This window comes from Paenibacillus rubinfantis, from assembly GCF_001486505.1.
Lineage (GTDB): Bacteria > Bacillota > Bacilli > Paenibacillales > Paenibacillaceae > Fontibacillus > Fontibacillus rubinfantis.
The window spans coordinates 234,965-261,125 of sequence record NZ_LN909064.1 but is presented as its reverse complement, the minus strand read 5'-3'; the positions used below and the strand labels follow the sequence as shown (position 1 = coordinate 261,125).

Here is a 26,161-nt window from a genome sequence, read left to right as displayed (position 1 = left end):
AAGATGGGTCATGTAAACGATTTCGATCTATATTACAGGAGGAAAAATCCATGAAATTACTGGCGATTACCTCATGTCCCAACGGGATTGCCCATACGTACATGGCGGCGGAAAATCTGCAAAAAGCCGCCGATAAGCTAGGCATTGCCATGAAGGTCGAGACCCAAGGCTCGATCGGAGTGGAAAACCAGTTTACGGAAGAAGATATCCGCCAAGCGGACGGCATCATCATCGCCGCTGACAAAACGGTAGACAAAAGCCGGTTCGTCGGAAAGAAATTGATTGCCGTCGGCGTGCAAGAAGGCATTCGGAACCCCGAAACGCTGATTAAACAGATGATCTCCGGGGATGTGCCTGTTTACAAAGGACAGGGCAACGGGGAAGGCACACCGTCCAAACCAACCGGCGCCAAGCAGCAAAATGCCTTCTATCGCCACTTGATGAGCGGCGTCTCCTATATGATTCCGTTTATCGTCGTCGGCGGTCTTCTGATCGCTATCGCCCTTTCCATCGGCGGCGTCCCTACGCCGGGCGGCTTGCAAATTCCCGAGGACTCGTTCTGGAAAACGATCGAGAAGCTGGGGGCCGCATCCTTTACGTTTATGGTTCCGGTGTTAGCCGGGTTCATCGCGTTTAGCATCGCTGACCGTCCGGGTCTGGCTCCCGGGATGATCGGCGGTTATATCGCCGCGAATGGCAGCTTCTACGGAAGTGAAGCCGGTGCTGGTTTTATCGGCGGGATCATCGCCGGCTTCCTGGCCGGTTACGTCGCGCTGTGGATCAAAAAGTGGAAAGTGCCGAAGGCCATCACGCCGATCATGCCGATCATCATCATTCCGGTCTTGTCTTCGCTGATCCTTGGCCTCGCCTTCATTTACCTGCTGGGCGGCCCGATCGCTCAGGTGTTCGAATCGCTCACTAGCTGGCTCGCCAGCATGCAAGGGGCCAGCTCGATACTGCTGGCATTGATCCTTGGCGCCATGATCTCCTTCGACATGGGGGGACCGGTCAACAAGGTGGCGTTCATGTTCGGCTCCGCGATGATCGCGGAGGGTAACTATCAAATCATGGGCCCGATCGCGGTGGCGATCTGTATTCCGCCGATTGGTTTGGGTCTGGCTACGTTCTTGTTCAAACGCAAGTTCCATAACGCGGAAAGAGAGTCCGGTAAAGCGGCGTTCACCATGGGCTTGTTCGGGATTACCGAAGGGGCGATTCCCTTCGCTTCCCAAGATCCGCTGCGCGTTATTCCAAGTATCATGGTCGGCTCGATGGCCGGCTCCGTTATCGCCATGCTGGGCGCCGTGGGCGACCGTGTCGCCCACGGCGGACCGATCGTTGCCGTGCTTGGCGCCGTTGACAATATCCTGATGTTCTTCGTCGCCGTCATCGTTGGTTCCATCGTCACAGCCCTGATGATCAAGCTGCTGAAGAAAGACCAAATTGAACCTCAACTCGCTGGGGCAAGTGCGGTGGCGGAGGCGGCCCCGGCTATCGAAACGCCGCGTTCGGAAGCGGTTCGCCCGGTAAGCATGCCGACAAGTGAAGCCCAACATCCGGTTAACAAACTGACCGATATCATCAGCCTGGATCTCATCGAGCCTTCGCTTTCCGCCTCGACGCGGGACGAAATCATCGATGAGATGATCGCCAAGCTGGACGCCGAAGGTGTGCTCACCACCTCAGCCGAATTCAAGCAGGCGATTCTAAAGCGCGAGCAAGAGAGCTCTACCGGCATCGGCATGAACGTAGCCGTGCCGCACGGTAAATCGGCAGCGGTGCTGAAGCCCCGGGTCGTGTTTGGGATCAAGCAAGAAGGCATCGATTGGAGCAGCGCGGACGGTACCCCCGCTAAACTGATCTTTATGATCGCCGTACCCGCCGAAAACAAAGGTAACGAGCATTTGAAGATTCTGCAAATGCTGTCCCGCAAGCTGATGGATGACGAATTCCGCGAGCAATTGCTTCAGGTGAAAACCAAGCAGGAAGCCTACCGGTTGCTGGATCAAATCCACTAACAAAAGTAAAGGTCCCTCGTGCCGTTGCGACAACGGCTTCGGGGGACCTTTCTTGCAATCCGGCGGAGAAGACGACGGTATCCCCGTCCTCGATGTAACCCGATCGGCGGGCGCTGTCGATTGCCGATGCCAACATCTCATCGGTTGTCTTATCCGGATGATGGGGCGAACGCCAGAATCAGCGCTCGTACCCGTCGCACGGATACCGAATCGCAGGCGGGTCCTAACGTACAGATGATTTTTGTCCGAAGCACCTGAGTACCTCCTCGATTTAGGTTAGTATACGTCAAGCCGGCAAAACGAACTATTTTTGTAGATGGTAAGGAACGGTCGCAATGACAATATCCTTTTTATTAAATAAATAAGCTCGGAGCAACAGGCTCGATTGATTGTGCAAAATATTCTGCCACCAGTGCTTGGTAATAAACTGGGGAATCAAGACGGTGATATGATCGGTTTCCGCCGTTTTCCATTCCACGGTATCAATAAACTTCATAATCGGACGGATAATACTGCGGAAGCTGGAGCGCAGCGTAATTAACCGAACCCCCGGATCCCATTCCTCCCACTTCTTCTCCATGCGGTCAATTTCTTCGTCATCAAAACCAACATACACGGCAACAACATTATCCGTCAGCGATTTGGCGTAACTTAAGGAGTTCATGACGACGCGGGTGACGCCGGCAACCGGAACCACAATCGTACTGCCTTTAATGCAGGGTTTGTCCGTGTCCATCCGGATTCGAAGCTGTTCGGCAATATTTAAATAATGACGATGAATTTGGTAAAAGATAAACATGACGAGCGGTAAGAAAATAAAAACGACCCATACATGCGAAAACTTGGTGATGATGAAGATAAGTGTAATTCCCAGCGTGGTCAGCATCCCAATCGTGTTGATTGCAAACCGGAATCCCCAGCCTTGCGGCTTCAGCTTAAGCCATCGAACCATCATGCCGAGCTGCGACAGCGTAAACGGGATAAATACACCCACCGCGTACAGCGGAATCAAGCTCTCCGTGTTGCCATGAAATCCGATAACCAGCAAAGCCGAAGCTACGCCGAGAAAAATGATCCCGTTCGAAAAGCCAAGCCGGTCTCCGCGAACCATAAAGGCATGGGGCATGTATTTGTCTTTGGCCAGCATAAACGCCAGTAAAGGAAAGGCCGAGTAAGCCGTATTGGCGGCCAGGAACAAGATAAGCGCCGTGATAGCCTGAATCACGTAATACAATACGCCCCGGCCGAAGGTTGATTCGGCAATTTGAGAAACGACGGTTGCCTTTGGATTTGGAGCAATGCCATACCAATAAGCCAACGCACTAATTCCGATAAACATGGCGCACAAAATGACACCCATCATTACGAGCGTCGCCGCCGCGTTCTTCTCCGCTGGCTTCTTGAAATTCGGGATGGCGTTGGACACCGCCTCGACCCCGGTTAAGGCTGAACAACCGGAGCTGAACGCCTTCAGCAGCAGAAACAAGCTAATGTCCGAAACCGCGGTTCCCATTTCCGGTACGCTTGCGTGAATGCCGCCGGTCAGATATTTGAAAAGCCCCGACAGAATCAGGACAAAGATCGACACGACAAACAGATAAACCGGAATAGCCAATACCGAAGCCGATTCCGTCACCCCGCGCAGATTCATCAGCGTCAGCAGAGTAATCATCAAGAGCGCAATCAACACCCGATCATCATGCAGCGCCGGAAAAGCGGATGTGATGGCGTCTGTCCCCGCCGAGGAGCTTACCGCCACCGTTAGGACATAATCGACCAGCAGTGAGCCGCCGGCCAGAAGCCCTGTTGATTTCCCCAGGTTATCCATCGCCACAATATAGGCCCCGCCTCCGGTTGGATAGGAGAAAATCGTTTGGCGATATGACAGGATCAAGATCAATAACAGTCCAAGCACCGCAAACGAGATCGGGATGGAATACCAGATCGCTGAAAATCCCGCCGCCATCAAGACGATCAGAATTTGCTCCGTCCCATAAGCCACCGACGACAAAGCGTCCGAGGATAATACGGCTAATGCCTTTAACTTGCCCAGCTTCTCCCCTTCGATTTCGGTACTTTTCATCGGTCTCCCGATCAGTACACGCTTAATTTTGTTTACCATGATGAGCTCCTCTTTTCATCCCCAAAATAACTTCTGCCCTACTTATTTGGTGCTCTATAGGTTCTCCATTCCTGCGAAGAACAACGCAAAAAGGCCGCAGGAAAGTTGGACCTTCCCGCGACCGCTTTTAAAAATCATAGGCAAAAGTCGCGACAGTTCCCTCTTTCGGACGCTTACGGAGTTAGCTGACGGATTCGGGCACGAAAGCAGCCCTACGCCCGTTTGGCCAAAACGGCCAAGCAAGCGATTCACCCCGGAAACCGGCACTAAGCCCGTCTCAGTTGGTTCCCCCGTTTCTGCATGCAGAATTCAGCGATCAGGTCATTGTCAGATATAAAATTGCTACTGATGCATCATACTCCCGGCTCCGAAATGTGTAAAGAAGTGTAAATGACCGATTGGCAGGATTTTGTGATCCGCCTTGTTCAGGTAAGCGCATACATCATCTTCCTGCTTTGATTATTTCAAACAGGCTTGAATTATCGAGGAATAGAGTCATTAATAGACGAGGGTCCGAAATAAAAAAACACCGTAAGGGACGGCAGAAGCCGTATTCTTACGGTGTTTTTTCGATTCGATGCCTGTTCAGGATAAGGTCAGCACCTCGTATTGCTCTGCCAGTTCCATAAAGTATCCCATGCTAGACACCTCACCGGCTGCGAGTTGATCCTGAATGCCGTAATAATTGACACAAGTCCCGCAGGCCAATACCGGTACGCCTCGACTGGCCAGCTCTTTCAGATGCAGTGAAGCAAACGATTGTTCAGTCAAGGCCAGTACACCCCGATTCACACAAAAAACCGCTGCAGGCAGCTGCTCCGGTTCCCGTTGCTTCAACAACGTCAAGAACGTTTCCAGCAGTTGCGTTCCGAGCTCCCGTTCGCCGTTCCCCATGCTGTCCGTGGTCAAAAAAATGACTTTACGGTTCATAGCGATTCCCCTCTCAGCTTCTGATCAAGTAATTCAAACGTCAGTTGCAGCCGGTCTTTCGGTACCTCGCCATACCGGTCTCCGATGGTTACCTCGAAGGAGCAGCCCTGATCAACCTTCTCCTTGACTGAGGGGGTTAAGCCAACCCCTGTTTCCCGGTAGACCTCGATTAGGATGTACTCCAGCCGATCCTTAGGGAGATCCGCATGGACATGAAACATGTTTGAAACCGGGACATCCGGTACGGTCTTCAGATGATGGCACCGGTTATACAGACCGGAGAGCTCCTGCGCCTGCCGGTAATACACATCCATGTTCCCGACACGTTGCTCATAATAATAATCCGCACTCAAAAAATAAGGATACAAGCTAATCAAATCGCCGCCGTGTCGTCTCTTCCACACCTTGGATTCCTTCGTAAACTCCGGTTCCCCGGCCAATATCGCTCCGGCAATTCCGCCGATGCCTTTATAGAAGGAGATATAGACGCTGTCAAATAAGGCGCAGACTTCTGCTGCAGTTTTCTGATAGTACGGAAGGACTTCAAATAGCCGGGCTCCGTCCAAATGCAGCTGAATGCCTTTCTCCCGACAGTATTCGGAAATCGCCGCAAGCTCCTCAAACGGTGGCAGTTGTCCGCCGATCTCGCGCTGCGGCAGCTCGAGCAGCAGGCAAGCGACCCCCTCGGGCAAACCCTGAACATCCTCCAAGCTGATTAGCCGGTCCTTGTCCGCCAGAAGGATCGGCTCGATCCCGTGCAGTTCCTTTAAGCCGTCCTCCTCATGAATCTCCAGATGGCATAAGGGATGGTAGGCTACGCGTTTCGTTCCCTTACGTTCGCACCAGATCCGCAAAGCGATTTGCTGCGCCATCGTACCGCTGGGGAAGAACACAGCCGAAGCCTTGCCCAGCACCCCGGCCATTTTCGCTTCAAAAGCTTCCAAAGCAAGCCCGTTACCATACATGTCACTGTCCAGTTGCCCGTCGATCTCGGCAAAAGCTTGCTTCAGCACCTCTATATTCCGTTTGCCGTGACCTCCCACCTGATAAACCGTCCGGTCGAAAGCCGTCTTCAGCGTCTTCTTGTCTGTTATTCCTTCGTTTCCGTACATCGCTCTTCGCTGCTCCTCTCCGGGTCGTCAACCTAAACTATGATTTTATTTATGCTTATTATAGCTTGATTTGGAGGAGGAAGCGATGCTGGGTCGAGGCGGCCTTGGTCCTCTTTACGCCAATTTGAATTTCTCCACTTCCCGGATCATTTCGAACGAAAGCGATTCAAGCTCTTTGATCGATTGGGCGATATCCCCGGTCGAGCTGTTCAACTCGATGGCCGATGCCGAAATTTCCTCGGCGGAGGCCGAATTTTGCTCAGCTACAGCCGAAGCGGAGCTCACGGTGAGCAAGACGCGGTTCTTATCTTCATTAACCGCCACAACAGAGGTAGTGATCTCTTCGATTTGCGGCATCATTTCCCGAATGGAATGGATGATCTCCTGAACCGCCTCCATCGTTGTATTCACGACCTCGGATTGACGAGCCAGCACTTCGCCCGTTTTAGCCGACGTTGCCGATACCCCGTCCATTTCCCGTCCTATTTCCTGCAACAGATCGTCGATCCCCTGGGAAGAATACTGCGTTTGTTCCGCTAGCTTGCGAATTTCCCCCGCCACGACGGCAAATCCCCGGCCTGCCTCACCGGCACGCGCCGCTTCGATGGACGCATTAAGCGACAGCAGATTGGTTTGGGTGGAAATCTCGCTGATTAGACGGGTAATCTCCGTCACGCGGGCCAAACTGCCCGTCAAGGTTTCGACCTTGGTTTGCGTTTCTCTAAACGATTCGGCAATTCCTTGCACGGAGGTCACCAATTCGGCCAATTTTCCGCTGCTGTTCTGGGCCTTGTCATCCGCCTGCTTCGCAACTTCATCCACCGTCTCCAGCGAGCGGGTGATCTCGTCCAGCCGGTCACCAAACGCCTGGAAGGACTCGGTCATAGAAGCCAACTCTTCCGCCTGATTGACGGAGCCTAAGGACACTTCCTGGATGGCCGTTGAGACTTCGCTTACGCTCATATTCATCGCTGCAGAGGAGGCCGTCAGTGCAATGGTTTGGTCGGTGAGTTTCTGCGAATCCAGTCCGATGGTTTGCAGAATCGTTTTAATCGCCCCGATGGTCTTATTCAAAGCGCGGTTCATCATCCCGAACTCGTTGCCGAGCTCTCCGTTAAATTGAACCGTCACATCGCCTTCTGCAACCAGCTCTACCCGGGAGATAAAGTCCTTCATGGAAGTGCGGATCATCAGGAGCACAAAAATCGAGATCGTGCTAATCAGAAGGAGCGAAGCAACAAAGATGATCGTGAACAGCCGCAGGCTTTTCGTATGAAGGAGCTTTGAGGCCGCGCTTTTCTCATCAGCCACTTGTTTCTGGTAATCCACGATATTCAAAATGTCCTGGGTTAATTCATTCCCCGCTTCCGTCATTTCCACGTTCGTCAGCTGTTTATCGGCCACTTGGCCTTGCTTGCGCTGTTCGATCAAAGTTGGAAGATAGGAGACGTACTTTTGATAGCTTTGAGCGGTTTTCTGTGCCAGTTCACTTTCTTCCGGGTTCCCTTGCGACGCCGCCACATTCCGCTCGAGGATCGTTGTAATTTGCTGGTCCAAACCCTCAAACGTTTGGATCATCGCCTCATCGTAATCGCGGTCGATGATCTTCGTCACCGTATTTCGTAGATTCCCCATATGACCGTTCACATCTTCCCAATCCTTCAGCTTAGGAATAATTTCGGAGGTAATCTCCTCCGTCGTTTGGTGCAGCTTTAGAATCGAGTTCATTCCAACCACGCCGATGGCCGTGGTGGCAAGCAAGGAGAGTACCCACAACATCACTACGCTGTGCACGATCTTGATGTTTCTTATTCGATTGATCCAGGCTCCCAATATAACCCCTCCTTATTTTGGTTGTCAGTAGTATCAAGTAGTTGATTCATATATCGGCTAGAACATCGAAACCTTATAGACACAAAACGTCTTATTTCGACAAATACCACGTATTAAAGACCTATATTTATCGACATTATTCGATATCACCAAAAAAAGAAAGAACGCCTGCAATTCCACAAGCGTTCTTTTCTAAGAAGAGAAATCGATCTGTTGGTTATTATACTTTTATAAAGCAACCAGATTGATGTGTTTAATTACAATGAAATCGGAATACTTTGATCCGAAAAATTCCCCTCCTCATCAACCGCTCTAATAGTCCATAAAGTAAAGTCTCTTTCTGGATTCATAATAATTGATGAATTGGTAGCCGTCTTAGTTACTAGTACCTGATCCGCATATACCCAATACTCTTTTATTCCATTATTATCAGTTGATGCCTTCCATCTTAGGGAAATTCCTTCTCCAGAAATTTCAGCAATAACATCTTCTGGGGTAGATGGAGCAATCAAATCCGGAAAATGGAACATATCCGGAAGTATTAATGATTCCTCAGCAAATATTCCTTCACCTATCATGAGAGAATCTCGTACATTTTTTGTTGTTAATCCGGAGACAAGACCCTTCACTGCAACCGGTATTCTTTTATCGGTTGTGGTACCGTCACCAAGTTGTCCTGTACCATTCATACCCCAGGTCATCGCGTTATTATTGGTCAAAATGGTGCTATGGCTATATCCAGCATCAATCTCTTTGGTCTGACTCAATGACGAAATAACAATAGGGGTAGAGGAGTTGGATGTTCCATTGTTTCCAAGTTGACCATATGCATTTGATCCCCATGTATATAATAAGGTGTCAGACTTGGCCATGCTATGGTACATCCCTGCCGAAATTTGTTTGATGCCACTCAACGCTCCAATTCGTACTGGTGTTGTCCGGCTCGTGATCGTACCATCACCAAGCTGACCATAATAATTGTATCCCCATGCCCACACTGAACCATCCTGTTTCAATGCAAGGGCATGGTATAACCCTGCTGCAACCCCTTCAACACCGGATAGAGTTGTAATTCTTACTGGAACTAAACGATTTGTTGTTGAACCGTCACCAAGTTGACCATAATTATTCATCCCCCATGCCCACACAGTTCCATCTGTCTTTACAGCTATGTTGTAGAACATCCCTGCACTTATCGCCTTAACTTCACTTAACGAAGGTATTTTAACGGGAACATAAGAATTAGTGGTTGTGCCAATGCCTAACTCACCACTAAAATTGGAGCCCCAAGACCACACCGTCCCATCGCTTTTTAAAGCAAGTGCATGTGTATGACCTGCGGAGATAGCAACAATCGAGTCCAGGTTCTCAATCTTTTTGGGCACCTTTTGTTGAGAAGTCAATTGTGAATTCCCAAGCTGTCCGATTGTATTTTCACCCCAGCCCCAAACCGTCCCGTCACTCTTTAATGCTAAACTAAATGAGCCTCCTGCGGATATAGCCGTGATTGATGAAACAGTAGCCTGTTTTGGTGTCAATCGTCCTATTGATGACCCATCGCCTATCTGACCGGCACTATTACTTCCCCAAGCCCAAACAGACCCATCGCTCTTAAGGGCTAAAGTGTGATTGCTTCCAGCTGATATTGCCATTGGTAAAGAAGCCTCTGTCCTAACAGTAACTTCGTTACTTCCGCCGGAAATATTGCCAGCGTAATCTCGCGCCTTAATCGTAAATTTATATTCCGTTTCAGGGGCTAAACCTATAGCCGTATAGCCGGTAGTATAATCAATGGGATGAGCGTCAACCTCTAAAGTATCTATCAGGGTATTACCTTGGTATACCAGGTATTCTTTTACCGCATGATTATCATTCGATTCCTCCCAAGCCAATACCGCTGTTGTAGAAGTTTTTCCAGTTGTTCTTAATTGCGTAGGTGCACTTGGGGATAATACATCTGTTGGGAAAGGAATTCCATTCACCAAAGTACGGGTAGTTTTAGCAACTTTAGTTCCGTCTCCTAATTGACCATACGTATTATTTCCCCAGGCCCAAACAGAACCGTTTCTCTTAATTGCCATACTATATAACTCTCCCGCCTCAATATCAACAATCCCTTCTAAATGCGCTGTCCTAACGGGACTTGGGCGTTTTTGGATACCTGATGCATCCCCAACTTCCCCATAATAATTGTTCCCCCAAGCCCAGACTTTTCCGTCCCGGGTAAGTGCGAGGGTCTGGGAATAGGATGCCGATACTTTGATGACCCCATTCAAGTTTTGAACCTGTAGGGGCGCTGCATGATCAAAAAAGGTACCATCCCCCAATTGGCCACTCTCATTAAATCCCCAGGTCCATACAGTACCGTCGCCCTTCAATGCAGCTCCATGAAGATATGACAAATCAATTTGCGTGATGCCCTCCAGGTTCGGAATCTGAAGTGGTGTAAGTTGCTTATGTTCAGTTGGAGCATCATATCCAAGCACACCTCGGATACCATATCCCCAAATCCAGACGGTTCCATCTTCTCTTAAAGCCATGCTATTGTAATAACTAGCTACGATGGATACAACAGAATCCAAGCCAACAACTTGGACAGGCGTTGTGGCGATGTTGGTCGTGCCGTCACCTAATTGCCCCAAATCATTGCTTCCCCAAGCCCAGACGGTTCCGTCTTCCCGTAAGGCCAAGTAATGAAGCAAGCCTGACGATATAGAAACAATATTTTCTAGGCCTTCAACTTTGGTAAGCGGGATTTCTTGTCCACGGTAACTTTCTCCCCAAGTCCATACGGTTCCATCGGAGCGAAGGGCTATATTTTGCGTCAAACCTGTCGAAATCATGGAAAAACCGTTTAATTTCGGATTGCTTGTGGCAACTTGTTTATCAACTCGAGTTCCATCTCCTAATTGTCCCCTACTGTTTAACCCCCATCCCCATACATCACCTTGTGCATTCCAGGCAAAATTATGGTCACGGTAGGCTGAAACGGTCATATTGTTTACAAAAAAGGTTATGGAACTACCAATCTCAGATACGTTACCTGCTACGTCTATGGATTTTATCGTTACGGTATAATCTTCGCCTGGGGTAAGGTCTGTTAGTTTGAATTTAGTATCCTGCGTAATTCCTAAAAGAGCATCCCCATTATAAATCTCATATTCAGCTATACCTGATAGATTGTCGGAACCGGGGGACCAGCGAATAAATACGGAGGTACCCAATTGATTCACTTTATAGATATTAGCTGGGGCTGCAGGGGGGGTTAGATCGATTTTAACTTCTGCCTCGCTAGCTAGACTAATATTCCCCGCAACGTCAACCGTCCGGCCATAGACCTTGGTGATTCCTTCGTCTTTAACAGAGAATGGCCCACCATAAACGAGCCAATCCTCCGACTCGGATCCTATTTTATACTCGTAACCACGAACTCCGCTGTCCTCGTCGCTGCCCTCAAATATATTGACAAAGACGGGTTCATTAGTCCATACCGCTTTACTGAGTTCTATATTTGGCTTTCCGGGAGCCACTGTCTCAAATTGCAAGGTATACTCGGCAACTTCACTCACATTTCCGGCATAATCAACCGTTCTTGCATAGATCTTCTTGAAGCTGCTACCGCTAACCGTAACCGGCGCCGTATAGTCCAGCCAGGTTTCCGAGCCTTCAATACGATACTGCGATTTCAATGTACCGCTCTGTCCATCAATCCCATCAAAAATAGTCACTACAAAGCTAGAATTACTCCATAGGTCCGGACTGATTGCGAATTCAGGTACCGAAGGCGGGATCAGATCTAAATTAACCTTATATTTCTGCGCTTTCTCAATATTACCGTCAATATCCCTGGAACGATAATAAATGAATGTCTTATCTTGATCATTTATCGGAATGGGTTGAACATAGCGATTCCATGTCTGTCCTCCATCAAGACTGTATTCCGAGTAGTCTATCGCGGAGTGCCCGTCAACCGCATTCAAAGCGACGGTCACCGGGCTAATGTAATAGGAGTTCTGTCCCTTTGTCCCTATCACCTCAACGCTTGTCTCAGGCGGAAAATAATCCTGCTTAATCGTAAAACCCACTTCTTTAGGATCTTCGATATTCCCCATACTATCAACGGATTGATAAAGTATGTGATAAACCTTTTTTTCCGAGAAAATCACAGGCTCTGTGTAAGTTACCCAGCTCCCCCCATCATTCAGGCTATACCGCGTCTCGCTAATCCCCGAGCCTGAACTCAATACAGTTAATTGAAGCTCAACACTCCCGTAATATATACCACTCACATGCCGATTCCCCGTTAGTAAATGGGTCGTAATTGGAGAACTTGCCGCTGCTGCCGTAGCTACCGTCCCCCCTCCCCCGTACATGGGGGAGAGGATGGACAAAAATAGTGCAAAGCATATAGAAATGCTTAAATAACGTCTCATAGAAATCCTCCACATCGAATTATTTAATCTCGGACTTCTCTACTTCATGCCATAAATAACCAAGCAGTATCGGAGGAGTATAGATCGGCATGATCCATTGATAAGTTAAATCCAAAGTAAGCTCACCCAGCCAAAATCGCCCTTTCTCATCCAACTGCATCTTCCATTTCCCACTGGCTACAGCCTGTCCTTTATCAACTCGCTCCCTGGCTTCCTCGTATGAGAATTCCTCTCCTTTTTTACGTTCAATTTCTTCAAGAGCCAACTCGTAATTCTGCTTCTGTTCCTGTTCCTTCTCCTCGGTGAATTCTGAATCGTAAGCCTCGGAAAAGTCTAATCCTTTAAACTTATGGCTTTCTACTAAGTTCTTAAATAACTCTGTGACAAATACCAATGTAGAAGCACGTTCTTTAAATTTGAAAATGTACGTCCCCTCAGGTATTTTTGTAAAATCAAATACAAGTTTATTAAATCCTGCTAATGATCCATCTTTATAGGTTTGAACATCTGATCGCTCCCAGTCTACGCAATCTAGAACATTTGTTACATTAATCATGTATAAATTAATTTCTTCATGTAACAATGGTAAAAACTCAACTTCATCTTTTACAAAAGGTTCGATCACTTTTTTGACTCGAGCAGAAACTACAGGTTTTGAACTTAAATATATCGGAAAATCGTGAAAATTCTTCTTGCTGACAGTTTCAACTTTTGTTGGTGACCATAAATCAATTTTAGGTTTTCCATCAAAATCAGAGGAAATCGGATGAGTTTCATCATTATTTGAAGTGAGCACCATTGATTTAACATGGCTTTTCCATCGATAAACTTTCATGTTATTCTCCTTTTCAATTGTCTATATTCCCAAGTTTTAATCTGCCGTTTAGTAATTCTTCACGGACATAATCTAATCTTTCAAGGATTTTATTTTTATCATTCTTCACAGGGTTAATTTGATTCCAAACAAACTCATAATAACTTATTACATGACTACCATTATGCGTTGCCATCGTCTGCCCATCTATTACCGTAGTTGAAACCCCTTTTTCTCTAGGTAGGTAAACACCGTTGGCTGAGGAATTTAGGTCAATGTTATGTTTCTTCAATATATCCTGCAAATCCTTGGCAAATCTATTCGACGCCCCATGAGGTACAATGTGATGGGCAGCCCAACCGTTTGGCTTATCCATCCCCGTTGCCTTTTTGATTTCTGCCTCCAATATCACTGAAGGACCTCCGCTATTTCTACCGGATATTCTTTTTGTTTTTACACCAGCATAATTTTGAATCTGGCAAACTTCTAAAAGATTGTGCGTTAATATACTCAGATCAGATATATAGTAAGTATGGAAGTCGCTTACGGTAAAGTTGTAAACCTTCGTGGCTTCATAATTTACCGTTAAGGCATCAACCGCAAGGAGTTTACCATCCTCCGTTTCCAGTTGATCGCCCGGTTGCAGCTCCTCGGCAGGTACCCAGCCCTTCCCTTTTACCCAGAAAGGATGGTTCCCTGTAGTATCTATCAGCGTATCGCCAATTTTTACAGTATATATTTCCTCGGACTCGCTGCTGAAGAGTTTCTCAACCGATTTATATGCTTGGATTCCTGTTTCTGTATCTTTGGCAAGAACCAGATCACCAACTCTTATCTGTTCAATCGGCTTAATTCCGTCTTTAGTTGTTATACTGGTTCCTTCGGGCAAACATCCACACGGATTATTTCTATAAATCCGCTTAAATGCTTTTGCTCCAGTATAAGTTACTTTTTTTCCTCCTGTAACAAAACTTCCGACAACCGGTACGATTGCCCCCGCTGATAACAGTGCCTCTGCGTTTTTACCTCTTATGAGATAAATAACACCGTTAACCGCATCAGCACCGTCCCCAATAACCGGAACCAAGCCAATGGTATCCAGCGTACATTGGAGTTGATCCGCCGCACTTCCTTTATTGCAAAGAAATAGATCCTCTGCGCCCTTCCAGAACTGTTGCAACCCAGTCATACCGTACATTTCCGAGAACCAGGCATCATAACTTGTGAGCGCGACATTGTCATTTGGACCTAAAACATAAGTGTTGAAGTAGTTTTGACAAACCTGACATTTGTCCCTGTCATTTGCCGTTATTTTTTTGTTGTTCATTTTCTCAGGTGGAGGAGGAACAACATTAAGCTTGTTTAACGGATCATTAAATACATTCAGTATATATTGCTGAACATTCTTCTTGCGGTCTTTGGAGTCAAGACTGTAAACATATAAATGATAGCTTCCATTTTTCGCATAATACTGTGGCATTCCAGTATAAATTTCTGAATAGTTAGCATAATAATTTTTTGCAGGCGTATACGGATTAACGACACCATTCCAAGTCACATCAATAGAGGCATTCTTTTTATAGCTCCCCGTTTTTTGGGTTTTATATACTGGGAAGCCATGTTGTGTATAAACCTCCACATAGATTATTGATGTATCTCTTGTGAGTTTATATTTTACCTTCGCATGATCACCGGATCCTGGAGTTGCATCAAGACTAGTATCATTAAGCAGGCTCATAATTCGAAGATTGGAAGTTTCTCCATAATCTCCTCGAATATACTCAATACTATTGATATTAACTGACAATTCGTAATTGTAACCTATAAATCCCCATGCCGAAGATTGTCTATTGTAATGAAGAACCTCATCTTCGACTCTCAAATAGTAGGTGCCCGCGCCAAGTTCAAAAACCTGCCGTTTATCCAGGCTAAAGTAGCCCCTCACATTGCCATTAGCATCTTCAATAACCCCTTCGCCTTCAGACAAGTAAAAGCTAATTTGTTCTGGCTGACTTAAAACGATTTGGTAATAATCGACATCATACAATGACGAAACAAACAATAAATTCCCTGTCGAGTCTCTTTCAATAAGTTCATCAAACGGGATGAACTGAGCATTCGCAGGTTTATCATGTACCATACCCTCAACGGTTAGCCGTGTCTGCAGCCCCTCCCTCGATGAGGCATTTCTTACTACCAGGTAATAAGTTGCGCCTGCTGTCAAATTCACCTCGAGTTTGGAAAAAAGCTCACCGTATGGCTTATATCCTTTGACATCATCATTCGAATCCAATAAATTTTTCAAACCTACATCACTGTATAAGCTGATTTCAGTATCATTTAACATAGATGTGGCGTTCAGGTTAGATGTAAAAAAGCGATATTTCCCGGTATAATTAGGCGTAAATTGCAAGTAGGCATGTTCACCGCTTGGTTTTGTCAAATCAAGTGGAGTATCCAACTGTAATGGAGTAAAAGAAGTCCTTCCTGCGGAAGACACTAATAAACGGGCATAGACCTTTCCGCCGTTTACTTCCTTCACGCGTACATAATAGGGTGTGCCAGCACTAAGATTTACAGCAACTTCGGAAAATGATGAGGTTGGACTGTCGTCATTATATCCAATAGTTGACTCCATTTCAGGATCTGCATACACCGATAAATCTGTATCATTATTTTTGGACCCGGATAATCCCCGATACCTGCTTGTAGTGAATCTGTAAGTTCCATTTTCGGCGGGGACAAACACGTAAACGTTGCTATCATTCCTTTGTTCATTTATATCTACTGGTTGATTGAGATAGATATATGGAATGGTAGAACTAACGACATCTGCAGTTATACGGGCACGCAATGGAGTAGTGTCATAGCCCTGAACCTTGACATAATAAGTCTCTCCGCCTACCAAACTAATCATGATTTCAGAAAATACAGAATCGTTAGCATCATCATTTGTGTCCAATACTTTACTCAATTGCAAGTCGGAATAAATACCGATTTGTGTATCTACAGCTGAACCCGTCCCTTTAAACGGACTGGTATAAAATCGGTACACCCCCGTACTCGCCGGTTTAAAGCTGAAAAGCTGGCTGGATCCTGAGACCTGTTCAATATCTTGGGGTTCATGTAAGATCAATTCGGGGATGGTAGTAGAAGCCTCTATGGATGAAAACTTGCTTGTCCCTTCTTGATATACTGCAGCAACTTCGAGAGTATATGCTTGTGAAGCGGTTAAATTTAAAAACGTATACGAGGATGTAGAAGAATTACCTGCCTCTTTCCCATTAATCCTTAACAAATAAGATTTGGCGTCAGGCAATGGGTCCCAAGACAATTTAATACTATTTGAAAAAGATACTGTTTCTAACCCTGTAGGCGCAGGGAACCTTTGAGCCTCAATTGGACTTAGCGACAATGTATATGGTAAAGTACTAAACTGCCCAAAAAAGCCAGTGACCTTAATGAAGTACGTTTTATTAGCAGCTACTTGCAAAACAATCTGTTCGTCTACCCCCGTACCATTTGAGGATCTGCCCACTTGAATTCCGGAATCATCAAAAACGGACAACTCAAAATCAACAGAGGCAGGGATGCTTAAATCAAAGGTAATCTCCCCTGCTTTATCGGCAACTAACTTATAGTAATCTACGTCGCTACTTGAGGAAATATAAGATAAATAACTATTATCCGGTAAGACGATCTTAGCGGAGTTCACGGTGTCATTGGGTTCGTAAGTATCCGGACCTATACCAGGTTGTGCAACATAGATAATAAACGTGTCATCATATGATCCGTTTGGCAATGCAGGATAACGATATTTTATTAAGTAAGTTCCTGTCGGCGTTGATGGAGTAGTATTCCATGTATAGGGGATCTCAACATCCAACCTTGGATTCGTTATCGTTTTGGAGTCTATGATTTGATTAGGGTTTGAAACTGAGGTCACTTCAATATTGATTTGATTATGCGGGTTTTGTCCGTTCTGATCCCCTTCAAGTTTTAAAGAGACAGTAATCGAATCACCGGGGTATATCGTAGCTCCATCATTTTTCTTGTCATATGAAGCAATCTCCAAATCACTGTCCGTACTTGTTGGAATAATCGAATTTAAACCCGTGAGATTCTCATCTGACAATGGAGCGATGTAACCAGTAATAACCCCTTCCGCCTTGGCAATGTTAATTAATCCTTTTCCATACTCCTCTACACCACCAAGTGGCGTAGCAGTTTCGTAAAGTTTAGATAGAACCTCGTCAGCTGTCCAAGATGGATGATGCGCCCAAAGTAGAGCGGCGGCCCCGGTTACATGGGCGGCAGCAGTCGAAGTACCAGACGAAACTCCATAATCGCCGTCTAAAGATGTACTAGTAATTCCGAATCCAGGCGCAACTAAATCAAGTTGCTCTCCTGTGCTTGAGAAATCCAGACGATGGTATGACCGGTCAATAGCACCAACTGCAACCACCTCCGGGTACCCTCCGGGATATAAGATTGTATTTTCTCCAAGACCGGTATTCCCGGCTGCAGCTACAATAATGATCCCTGCTGCTCTTGCTTGTTGTATAGCCTCATGTAGCATTTCGCTGTATTGCGATGAGACAAAGCTCATGTTAATGATATCCACATCGTTTTCAATGGACCATTCAATCCCTTGAATTACCGAGCTTGTATAGCCTGTTCCGGAAGAATCTGCAACTTTGACCGCAAATATATCAGCATTCGGGGCAACCCCAACGACACCAATCCCATTATCAATCGCAGAAATGGTGCCGGCAATATGGGTGCCATGTCCCTGTTCGTCATTATAATCACTTGATGACTCAACGAAAGATACCCCTCCGGCAAGCTTCAAGTCAGAATGAGAAGCAATACCGGTATCAAAAATAGCAACTTTTATCGTGCCTGTACCGGCCCCCTTCTTTACTTGAGTCATATAGCCGCCTGTGGAATGAATCCCCCAAGGAATAGTCTGTGACGTTTCTTTAATAGACTGGGGTTCTACTACCGTAACTGGATCCTGGGCGATTTCAATCAGCTTATCCTCTTCGATGGAGTCTACTATAGGGCTTGATAGCAACCGATTAACTTCGTCCACCGTTAATTCCATAAAAAGTGCGTTAATGCTTTCTAAGGTGATTACTTTTTGAACTTCCAAATTATCAGCATTTACTTGAGCGGGGGGGGATGTAGTATTATTAAGAGTTCGAGTGTATGTCCCTACGGCTTGGTAGACACCATCCGTAACACTCAAATCCCCTATTGGATAATTCTCTTTAAATCGGACTAAAAATCTTCCTCGTGGTTCTTCATTATATACAATTTCAGTTACACTCTCGTTTATTGCATCACCATTCGGTACTAGCTCTTCATTCAATAGGGGAAGCGTCTCCGATTCGGCAGGGCCCAATAATGTTTCTTGAGTCGAACTGGCATTAGTGAAAGGAATGTCTAAATTGACTAACAGAAAACAAATTACCAAAAATGATGTTAGTACTTTCTTCAAAAAACGTCCCTCCTTAAAAAATCTACTCTTGTGTATGCGTTTTCAACAAAAGGATAACAACCTACAGACTCACCTCCTATTTACATGCCAAAATATCCTTTATTTCTCATTTTCAACTCATATTATATCCTATTAATACAAATTATTACCATAAGATATTTTGTCCCTATTTAAATAAAGTCGAAAAAGAAAAAGAGCGTCATATTAGAGAGCCCTGCAAAACGAATACAGTTTCTGTAAAAAGCAACCCAGTACCCCTTCGGTACTGGGTTTGCTGTATACTGGAAGAAAAAAAGAAGCGAGTTGAGCCGTTTTGCTGCAGCCAGCCAGACAACTAACCGCATCATTCCATGCGGAGCTATATCAGCTTGTGCCGAAAGACCATCTGCTTCGCAAGATCGATGCTGCGGTGGATTTCGGATTTGTATATGAATTAGTGGAAAATTCCTACTGCAAGTATTACGGCAGGCCGGCAAATGAGCCGGAACTGCTGTTTCGTTTGCTGTTTTTGCAGCTCCTGTACAACCTCTCGAATGAGCGAATGATTCAGGAAGCTGAGGTGAATCTAGCTTACAAGTGGTTTCTCGGGATCAATCCGGAGGATCCGCTGCCAGACGCCTCCCAGCTATCGCGGTTCCGTAATCACCGGCTAGGAGCAAGTCAGGTCGAAGACATACTGAAGCATGTGGTCAGTCAATGTATCAAGCAAGGCTTGGTCAAAAGCAAAACTATCATCATGGATGCCACGCATACACTGGCCGGCAGCCCAAAACAAAAGCCATTCGAAGTGCTGCGTGACGCGGCCAAGCGTCTGTTTCGCGTCGTAGTCAAACGCCACCCCAAGTTGGAGAAGAAACTACCTAAGCTGCCCTCTGTTAAAAGCGAAGATGCGGAGGCGGAGAAAACCATGCTGAGCTACTTGGCACAGCTGGGAGAGACTGTGGAGGAACTGCTTCCGGACCATGAAGGAGCGGTGAGCGAGAAACTGGGCATCGCCAAACAAATCATCGAGGATGAGCGATTACTCTCACACAAGGGGATTCTCTCCGCCATCGACCCGGATGCACGTTTCGGCTGGAAGAGTAGTTCGAAATCGTTCTTTGGCTACAAAGAACATATCGCCATGACGGAGGAAGAGATCATTACCGCGCTGGAGGTAACACCGGGAAGCACCGACGACGGCAAGCAATTACCGGCATTGCTCGAACAAACCACAGCTAACGGCGTAACCGTAAACGAAATCATAGCGGATACCGCCTATTCCGGCAAGGATAATCTGGCCAGAATGAAAAAGGAAACCATATCGCCTGTCGTGCCCTTAAACCCGATTGTCCACGAAGGGGGCGAGCGTCAAGAAGGGTTCGAATATAACAAAGATGCCGATTTCGTCGTTTGTCCGGCCGGTGAGCGAAGCAAACGCAAGGCGATTCAAGGCAGCAAGACCAGCGGAGAGAGTCGTTCGCTTGTCTATTACTTTGACGTCGAGAAGTGTAAAACCTGTCCGCTGCGCGAAGGATGCTACAAGCCGGGCGCCAAGAGTAAGACTTACTCGATTCGAATCATCGCTGAACACTATAAGGAACAGATCGAGTTCGAATTCAGTGATACGTTCAAGGAACGAATCAAGCGCAGACCGATCATTGAACACAAGAATGCGGAAATGAAGAGATTCCACGGTATGGATACAGCCAGATACCGGGGTCTCTTCCGCATGCGAATACAAGCCTACCTCACCGCGTTTGTGGTAAACGTAAAACGGATGGTGAAGTTAAAAGAGCAAAAGCAGCCCATCCTCGGGTGAGGATGAAGCTGCTTTTTCCGTCTTATCAAATTTATTTTCCAGTTCCGAGCCCCAATACCCTAAAAACGAGGCTTTTGCAGGGCTCTCATATTAGACGCTCTTTTTCATCAAAAATCAACTAGTACTTACAGCTTAAATACATTCGTCAGCCCATTCATATTCTCGGACAGTTCGACCAGCTTGCCGGACGTTTTCTCAATTTCGCCGAAGATTTTCTCCTGCGTGCCGAGCTGCCCCTGGATCTTGCCGGAAACCTGCAGCCCCGACTCGATGGTGCCGTTGACGTCCTCCAGCGTTGCGGTCATTTCCTCCAGCGAGGCCGCTTGAGTGTTCACGCCGCCGGAAATTTCGGTCAACATGGCGAAGGTGTTCTCCATATTGTCGATGATGTGCTCGATATTGGTCTTCACGTTCTCCGATTGCGTTACGCCCTCTCGGACCTTCTCCCCGGTCTGGGCAACGGCGGCCACGACGCTGCCGGTTCGGACGGTCATATTCTGGACCAGGTTGCCGATTTCCTGCAAGGATTGATTCGTATCCTCCGCCAGCTTCCGGATTTGTCCGGCGACGACGGCGAATCCTCTTCCCTCTTCCCCGGCCCGGGCGGCTTCGATCGCCGCGTTGAGGGCTAACAGATGGGTCTGCTCGGAAATTTGTTGAATGATACGGACAACCTCGGTGATTTTCTGGCTCTGTTCCTCCAGCGCGAGTACTTCGCCGCTGACATGCTGGGTGTTCGCCGCCAGTTCGTTGATGGCCTCGACGATGGAATCTACCGACTGCTTTCCGCCTTCCGCGGAATTCATGACCAATTGAGCCCGCTCGGCAATTTGATTGGCGAGTTCTGCCGTCGTCTGGGAATGGTTCGTTATTTCTGAAATGGCAACGGCCGTTTGCTTCATGCTTTCCGCGTTTTGGGTAAACACGTTTAGCAAATGCTTAACACCCTCATTGATTTCGTGTACCTGCCCATTGGCCTGCTCAATAATCCGGTTCAATTCTTCCGAAGACAACGTCACCCGTTCAGAGGAGGACTGGATCGTCGCGATCAGGTGTTTCAGGTTATCTCTGGCCTTCTGAAGCGACTGGATCATCTGCCCCGCTTCCCCTTGCTGCGTCGTCCGGATCTCGGCGGATAAATCGTTCTCGGCCATCGAATTGGCCAGCTTCACGCCTTGTTTGAGCGGCCGAACCAGCAAAGCTTCGGAGATGAATGCCGCCCCCACTTCAAAGATGATAAAAATGATCAGTGCCTTTAATCCCAAAGAGGGCGTAATCAGCTTAAAAAAGTCATGATGTTGGCTATAGGACAACGTGACGATTAATGCGGTATTCGAGACGAACATGGCCAAGAAGACAAGCACCATGATCCGGGTACGGATAGAAATGTTACGAATTCGATTCATCTTAGCATCACCTTGATCGTAGTATGGTAGAAATGATATCAACATTGTTTTAGTAAAATTTTTAATAGACTCGGGTATCTCCTCCTAGTTTCAAATAGGTCATAAGTTCCATATATTACATGTGATGTCCATTATATAGTTCCATTTCACTACAGTCAAATTTAAGACTGGATGATGGTAAACCGCTTACAAGTCTAGTAAAATGAGATTCGTTAGGACACCAACCTAGAAGAATCGCAAACAGGGAGGATATCGGAATGGTTAATGTGAAAGGCAAATGGGCGCTCGTCACCGGAGCAAGCCGCGGGGTGGGGGACCAGACCGCAAGGTTTATGGCCGAGCAGGGATGCAACTTGATTCTGCACAGCCGCAAACTGGAGCATACCCGGCAGATGGAGCAAGAGATCCGGGCACGGGGTGTCCAGGCTTACTCCGTCCAAGCTGAGCTGGCCAACCACGAGGAAGTAATGGCTATGCTGGATGAAATCGAAGCCAAGGGCACGCCGGTCGACATCGTCTTTAATAATGCTGCCGTGCAAATCGCCTACCGGACCGATTACTGGAAAACCCCGGTTTCGGATTTCGAACAAAGCTTTCAAATTAATTTCATTTCCATCGCAACGATCTGCAACCGCCTGATTCCCAAGATGATCGAACGCGGCTTCGGCCGGGTGATCAACACCACCAGCGGTATCAAAAACGAGCCGGAACAAGCTGGCTACGCAGCCAGCAAGGCAGCTCTGGACAAGTTCACCAAAGATTTGGCCTCCCGCCTTGAAGGCACGGACGTCATGATCAATCTGAACGATCCGGGCTGGTGCCGGACCGACTTAGGCGGCCCGCAAGCTCCGAATTCGGTAGAAAGCGTGCTGCCGGGCATCGTGGTTGGCGCTTTCGTCGACGACAAGAAGAGCGGACGTTACTTCCCTGCGCAAAGCTTCACCGGCCTGTCGCTGGAGGAAGCCATTGCCAAGGCGGAGACGTTCGAAGCGGTACCTTATACGATTTAACGCCAAACATCCCGCGGGCAAGCAGCCCCGCGGGATGTTTGATAATCAAGCTTCATATTGCCTCGATAAGGCAACATTCATCTCGCCGGACGTTCCTGGCGCCGCTTCGAGAAATACACGATGCGCCGGATAAGCCAGCTTGATGCCCTCCTCCTCCAGCACCTGCATAAAGGCGAGGTTCATTTCCTGCCGCGCCGTTAAATACTCCGCCCAAACCGTCGAGCGAGTAAAATAATAGATGAAGATGCCTAGGCTGCTCTCGTTAAAATCCGTAAACTTGACCAGAATCGTTCCTGGATCGATCTTCTCGTCCTCACGGAGCAGTCGTTCGATTCGGGCGACAGCGGCCGACAGCTGCTCACGGTCGGAGTCCAGCGCTACTGCAAGTGTGAAGTTCACTCTCCGCTTGCCCATTTTGCTCCAGTTCGTGATCGGCTGATCCGCCAGCGCGGCGTTTGGCAAGGTAATCAACGCATCGGCGAACGTGCGGATTTTCGTGCTGCGGAAGGTAATGTCCTCCACCACGCCTTCAGCGGTTGGCGTTAGAATCCAATCGCCTTTCGCAAAAGGCTTCTCCAAAATAATCACAATCCCGCCGATGATGTTCCCTAATGTGTCTTTGGCCGCCAAGGCGACGGCTAAGCTGCCCAATCCCATGCCAGCCACCAAGCCGTTAATGCTGAATCCCCATTCCGCCCCAATTAAGGCCACGGTTAAGATCACCACAACGATCCGCAGGACCTTCGATAAGAACGGAATGAGCATGCTGGCATCATCTAATCGGATCTTGCGGCTGAGTCCCTCCAGCATCACCGAAGATTGAGCGGATAGAATATACAGTCCCCAACCGATCAAGGCGATGACGCCGCTGCGGAATAAGGGATCCAAGCCAATGGCGATTTCCCAGCTGCGCGGCAGCAAATATTTCAACCCCAGCTCAAGGCCAATTAAGATAAACAACCACCGAAAAGGCCGTTCAAGGACTTGCCTCCAGAGGTCTCCCCGGTTTGATGTCGATGCAGCAGATTTCCGACGATTCAGCAGGGCGAAGGCCAATTTCACAAATCCTTTGCTAAACAAAGCGAATAGCGCCATAATCCCGAAGGCAACCCCGATCTCAGTCCAGTCAAGCTGCTTGAGAGTCTCCAAGAATCCTCCCCCATCATTCATTGTTATAGCACCCCCTTAGATAAAGGGCCATTATAACATTAACCAGCGGAAGATGTCTAAAAGGGGGACGTGCCCAGAACGTCCGTGCAAATGACTCAGACCCGACTGCCGCTTACAATTTAAATTTCCCGATTAACGCCTGCAGCTCATCGGACAATTGGCTTAACCCCTCCATGGAAGCCATCATTTCCTGAACGCCGGCGTACTGCTCTTCGGTGTGCGCGTATACCTCCCGAGAACCGCCGGCCGTTTGCTGGGCAACTCGGTCGATGGTGTTAATCGCCTGCACCACGGCATCCGATTGGGAGGACAATTGCTCAACCTGTCCGGCCACCCGGCCGATCTGGCCGGCAACCTGCTCGACCGCCTCTCGGATGCGGGTGAACACCTCTCCGGCTTGATGGACCGTTGCGATGCCGGTGGCCACTTCCTGCGATCCGGCCTGCGCCGCTTCCATCACCAGCTCCATTTCACTCCGCACGCCTTCCACCATCTCGGCCACGCCTGCGGCTGCAGCCCCGGTCTCTGCCGACAGCTTCCGCACCTCTCCGGCGACCACGGCAAATCCTTTGCCGGCTTCCCCGGCCCGTGCCGCTTCGATCGAGGCGTTCAGCGACAGCATCTGCGTCTGCTTGGAGATGCCTTCGATCAGTTCGGCCGCCGCCGCGATCTGCTCGGAGCGTACGCCCAGCCGCTCGATGAACGCCCGCAGCTCGTCCATTTGCCGCTGGATCGACGCCATCTGCGCCGCTGCTGACGCTACGATCTCCTCACCGGCTCTCGTTTCATGCACGGCCGTTGCCGATTGCTGACGGGCACCATCCGCCAAGCCGGCCATCTCCCGAGCTCCCGCAGCCATTTCCGTCACCTGGGCCACGCCCGACTCCACGCTTTGCACCTGCTCCTCGCTTCCGGACGAGATTTGGCCCATGATGTTGGAAATCTCTCCGGAGGAGGCACGGAACTGCTCCGACTGGTGGCGCAGCTGGTCAGCCGATTCGGCAACCCGACCGGCATGACGCCCCAAATTGCCGATCATATCCTGCCAGCTGCGTCTCATGTGGTTAAACGCCGCCGCCAGTTCACCAATCTCATCGCGGTTGTTCACGACCGTCTCCGCAAGGGTCAAATCGCCGTCCGCCAGCTCGCGCGCACCTTTCACCATCACTCGCATCGGTCTGACGATCTGCCACGACAGCATCACGCCGGTCAAAATGGCGAACGTAATTGCTACTACGCCGCATAACACCAAAATCCACATCGTTAAGGCCGATTCTTTCTGGAACTCATCCATTTTGGCCTGAAGCTCGTTCTCCTGCAGCGTCCGCAGTTCACCAGCCCCCTGAATCATCGTATCCGACGTTGGGATCGCCCACATCAGGGCTTCCGCTTTCGCCAGATCCAGCTTGTCCAAATGGACGTAATCCTGGACCTTGACCAACAGACGGGCAAAAGTCGCGTTCGACTCCAACAACGAGGAGGCTACTGCCGCTTGCTCCTCTTTTGCGGAAGCGCTTACGATTTCATTGATGAACGCGCTCAACTCCGCATTAGCCTCCGTCAGTTGCTGTTCCTTCTCGGACGTCGGCTCCACGATATACCCAAACAGAAGGCTGTTCTGGCGCTGCGTCTCCATCTCCAGCCGGGCCACTTGATCTAGAACGGTCGTGTTTTGTTGAAGCAGCTCCGAGTAATTCTGATCCAGCCGGTTCAAAAACACGTAGGCCACTCCTGCAATCACTCCAACCAGCAGCGATACGGTAATAAAAGCGGCCGTCAGCTTCCGCCCCAGCGAAAATGCCGGCTTCCCGTTTCGTTTCATCTGCGGACTCCCCTGATTCTTCATCTACTGTCCCCCCTCGGTTTGTTCCAACGAACAAGGGCCGCGAGACTTGTCATCCGCGGCCTTTGCTTCTTCTGTTTATTCACTTGTATCATCTACCAAACCCTAGCGGGAGGGGAATTCAAAATTCTCCTGTGTTCTAGCAAAATTCTCATCTTTCTCGCTT

Annotated in this window: 13 protein-coding genes and 1 riboswitch; of the genes, 3 read left to right on the top strand and 10 right to left on the bottom strand. The window is 48.2% G+C overall.

What is annotated here, in order from left to right:
* Positions 1-50: 50 nt before the first annotated feature.
* On the top strand, positions 51-2,018 hold the full coding sequence (locus BN3277_RS09535; protein WP_059042058.1) for a fructose-specific PTS transporter subunit EIIC: 1,968 nt from the start codon (positions 51-53) through the stop codon (positions 2,016-2,018).
* 304 nt (positions 2,019-2,322) lie between these two features.
* On the opposite strand, the gene BN3277_RS09530 is transcribed toward BN3277_RS09535, so the two are convergent.
* From BN3277_RS09530 to BN3277_RS09500, 7 genes are all read right to left on the bottom strand, one after another.
* Complete coding sequence (locus BN3277_RS09530; RefSeq protein WP_059042056.1) at positions 2,323-4,140, bottom strand: APC family permease; 1,818 nt, start codon at positions 4,138-4,140, stop codon at positions 2,323-2,325.
* A gap of 155 nt (positions 4,141-4,295) precedes the next feature.
* Positions 4,296-4,465: riboswitch (cyclic di-AMP (ydaO/yuaA leader) on the bottom strand.
* Positions 4,466-4,725: 260 nt separating this feature from the next.
* Complete coding sequence (locus BN3277_RS09525) at positions 4,726-5,070, bottom strand: DsrE family protein (protein WP_059042054.1); 345 nt, start codon at positions 5,068-5,070, stop codon at positions 4,726-4,728.
* Positions 5,067-6,182 (bottom strand): threonine aldolase family protein, encoded by a 1,116-nt coding sequence (locus BN3277_RS09520; protein ID WP_187380056.1) that lies wholly within the window; start codon positions 6,180-6,182, stop codon positions 5,067-5,069. Before BN3277_RS09520 ends, BN3277_RS09525 begins: the two co-directional genes overlap by 4 nt.
* Positions 6,183-6,296: 114 nt before the next feature.
* A complete protein-coding gene (locus BN3277_RS09515; RefSeq protein ID WP_059042052.1) occupies positions 6,297-8,015 on the bottom strand; it encodes a methyl-accepting chemotaxis protein in 1,719 nt (572 codons plus the stop codon).
* A gap of 257 nt (positions 8,016-8,272) precedes the next feature.
* Complete coding sequence (locus tag BN3277_RS09510; RefSeq protein ID WP_059042050.1) at positions 8,273-12,448, bottom strand: RCC1 domain-containing protein; 4,176 nt, start codon at positions 12,446-12,448, stop codon at positions 8,273-8,275.
* Positions 12,449-12,467: 19 nt separating this feature from the next.
* A complete protein-coding gene (locus BN3277_RS09505) occupies positions 12,468-13,283 on the bottom strand; it encodes an imm11 family protein (RefSeq protein WP_059042048.1) in 816 nt (271 codons plus the stop codon).
* Positions 13,284-13,296: 13 nt separating this feature from the next.
* Positions 13,297-18,765: a S8 family serine peptidase gene (locus tag BN3277_RS09500; protein ID WP_059042046.1), complete on the bottom strand. Its 5,469-nt coding sequence runs from the start codon at positions 18,763-18,765 to the stop codon at positions 13,297-13,299.
* A gap of 313 nt (positions 18,766-19,078) precedes the next feature.
* Between BN3277_RS09500 and BN3277_RS09495 the strand changes: the two genes are divergently transcribed.
* A complete protein-coding gene (locus tag BN3277_RS09495) occupies positions 19,079-20,566 on the top strand; it encodes an IS1182 family transposase (protein ID WP_262362869.1) in 1,488 nt (495 codons plus the stop codon).
* Between the two features lie 125 nt (positions 20,567-20,691).
* On the opposite strand, the gene BN3277_RS09490 is transcribed toward BN3277_RS09495, so the two are convergent.
* Positions 20,692-21,972, bottom strand: a complete 1,281-nt coding sequence (locus BN3277_RS09490) for a methyl-accepting chemotaxis protein (RefSeq protein ID WP_059042044.1) — start codon at positions 21,970-21,972, stop codon at positions 20,692-20,694.
* 257 nt (positions 21,973-22,229) lie between these two features.
* Between BN3277_RS09490 and BN3277_RS09485 the strand changes: the two genes are divergently transcribed.
* Entirely contained in the window at positions 22,230-22,982 is a 753-nt protein-coding gene (locus BN3277_RS09485) for an SDR family NAD(P)-dependent oxidoreductase (protein WP_059042042.1), read from the top strand.
* 45 nt (positions 22,983-23,027) lie between these two features.
* On the opposite strand, the gene BN3277_RS09480 is transcribed toward BN3277_RS09485, so the two are convergent.
* A complete protein-coding gene (locus BN3277_RS09480) occupies positions 23,028-24,152 on the bottom strand; it encodes a mechanosensitive ion channel family protein (protein ID WP_059042040.1) in 1,125 nt (374 codons plus the stop codon).
* A gap of 112 nt (positions 24,153-24,264) precedes the next feature.
* Positions 24,265-25,998 (bottom strand): methyl-accepting chemotaxis protein, encoded by a 1,734-nt coding sequence (locus tag BN3277_RS09475; RefSeq protein ID WP_059042038.1) that lies wholly within the window; start codon positions 25,996-25,998, stop codon positions 24,265-24,267.
* Between the last annotated feature and the right edge of the window lie 163 nt (positions 25,999-26,161).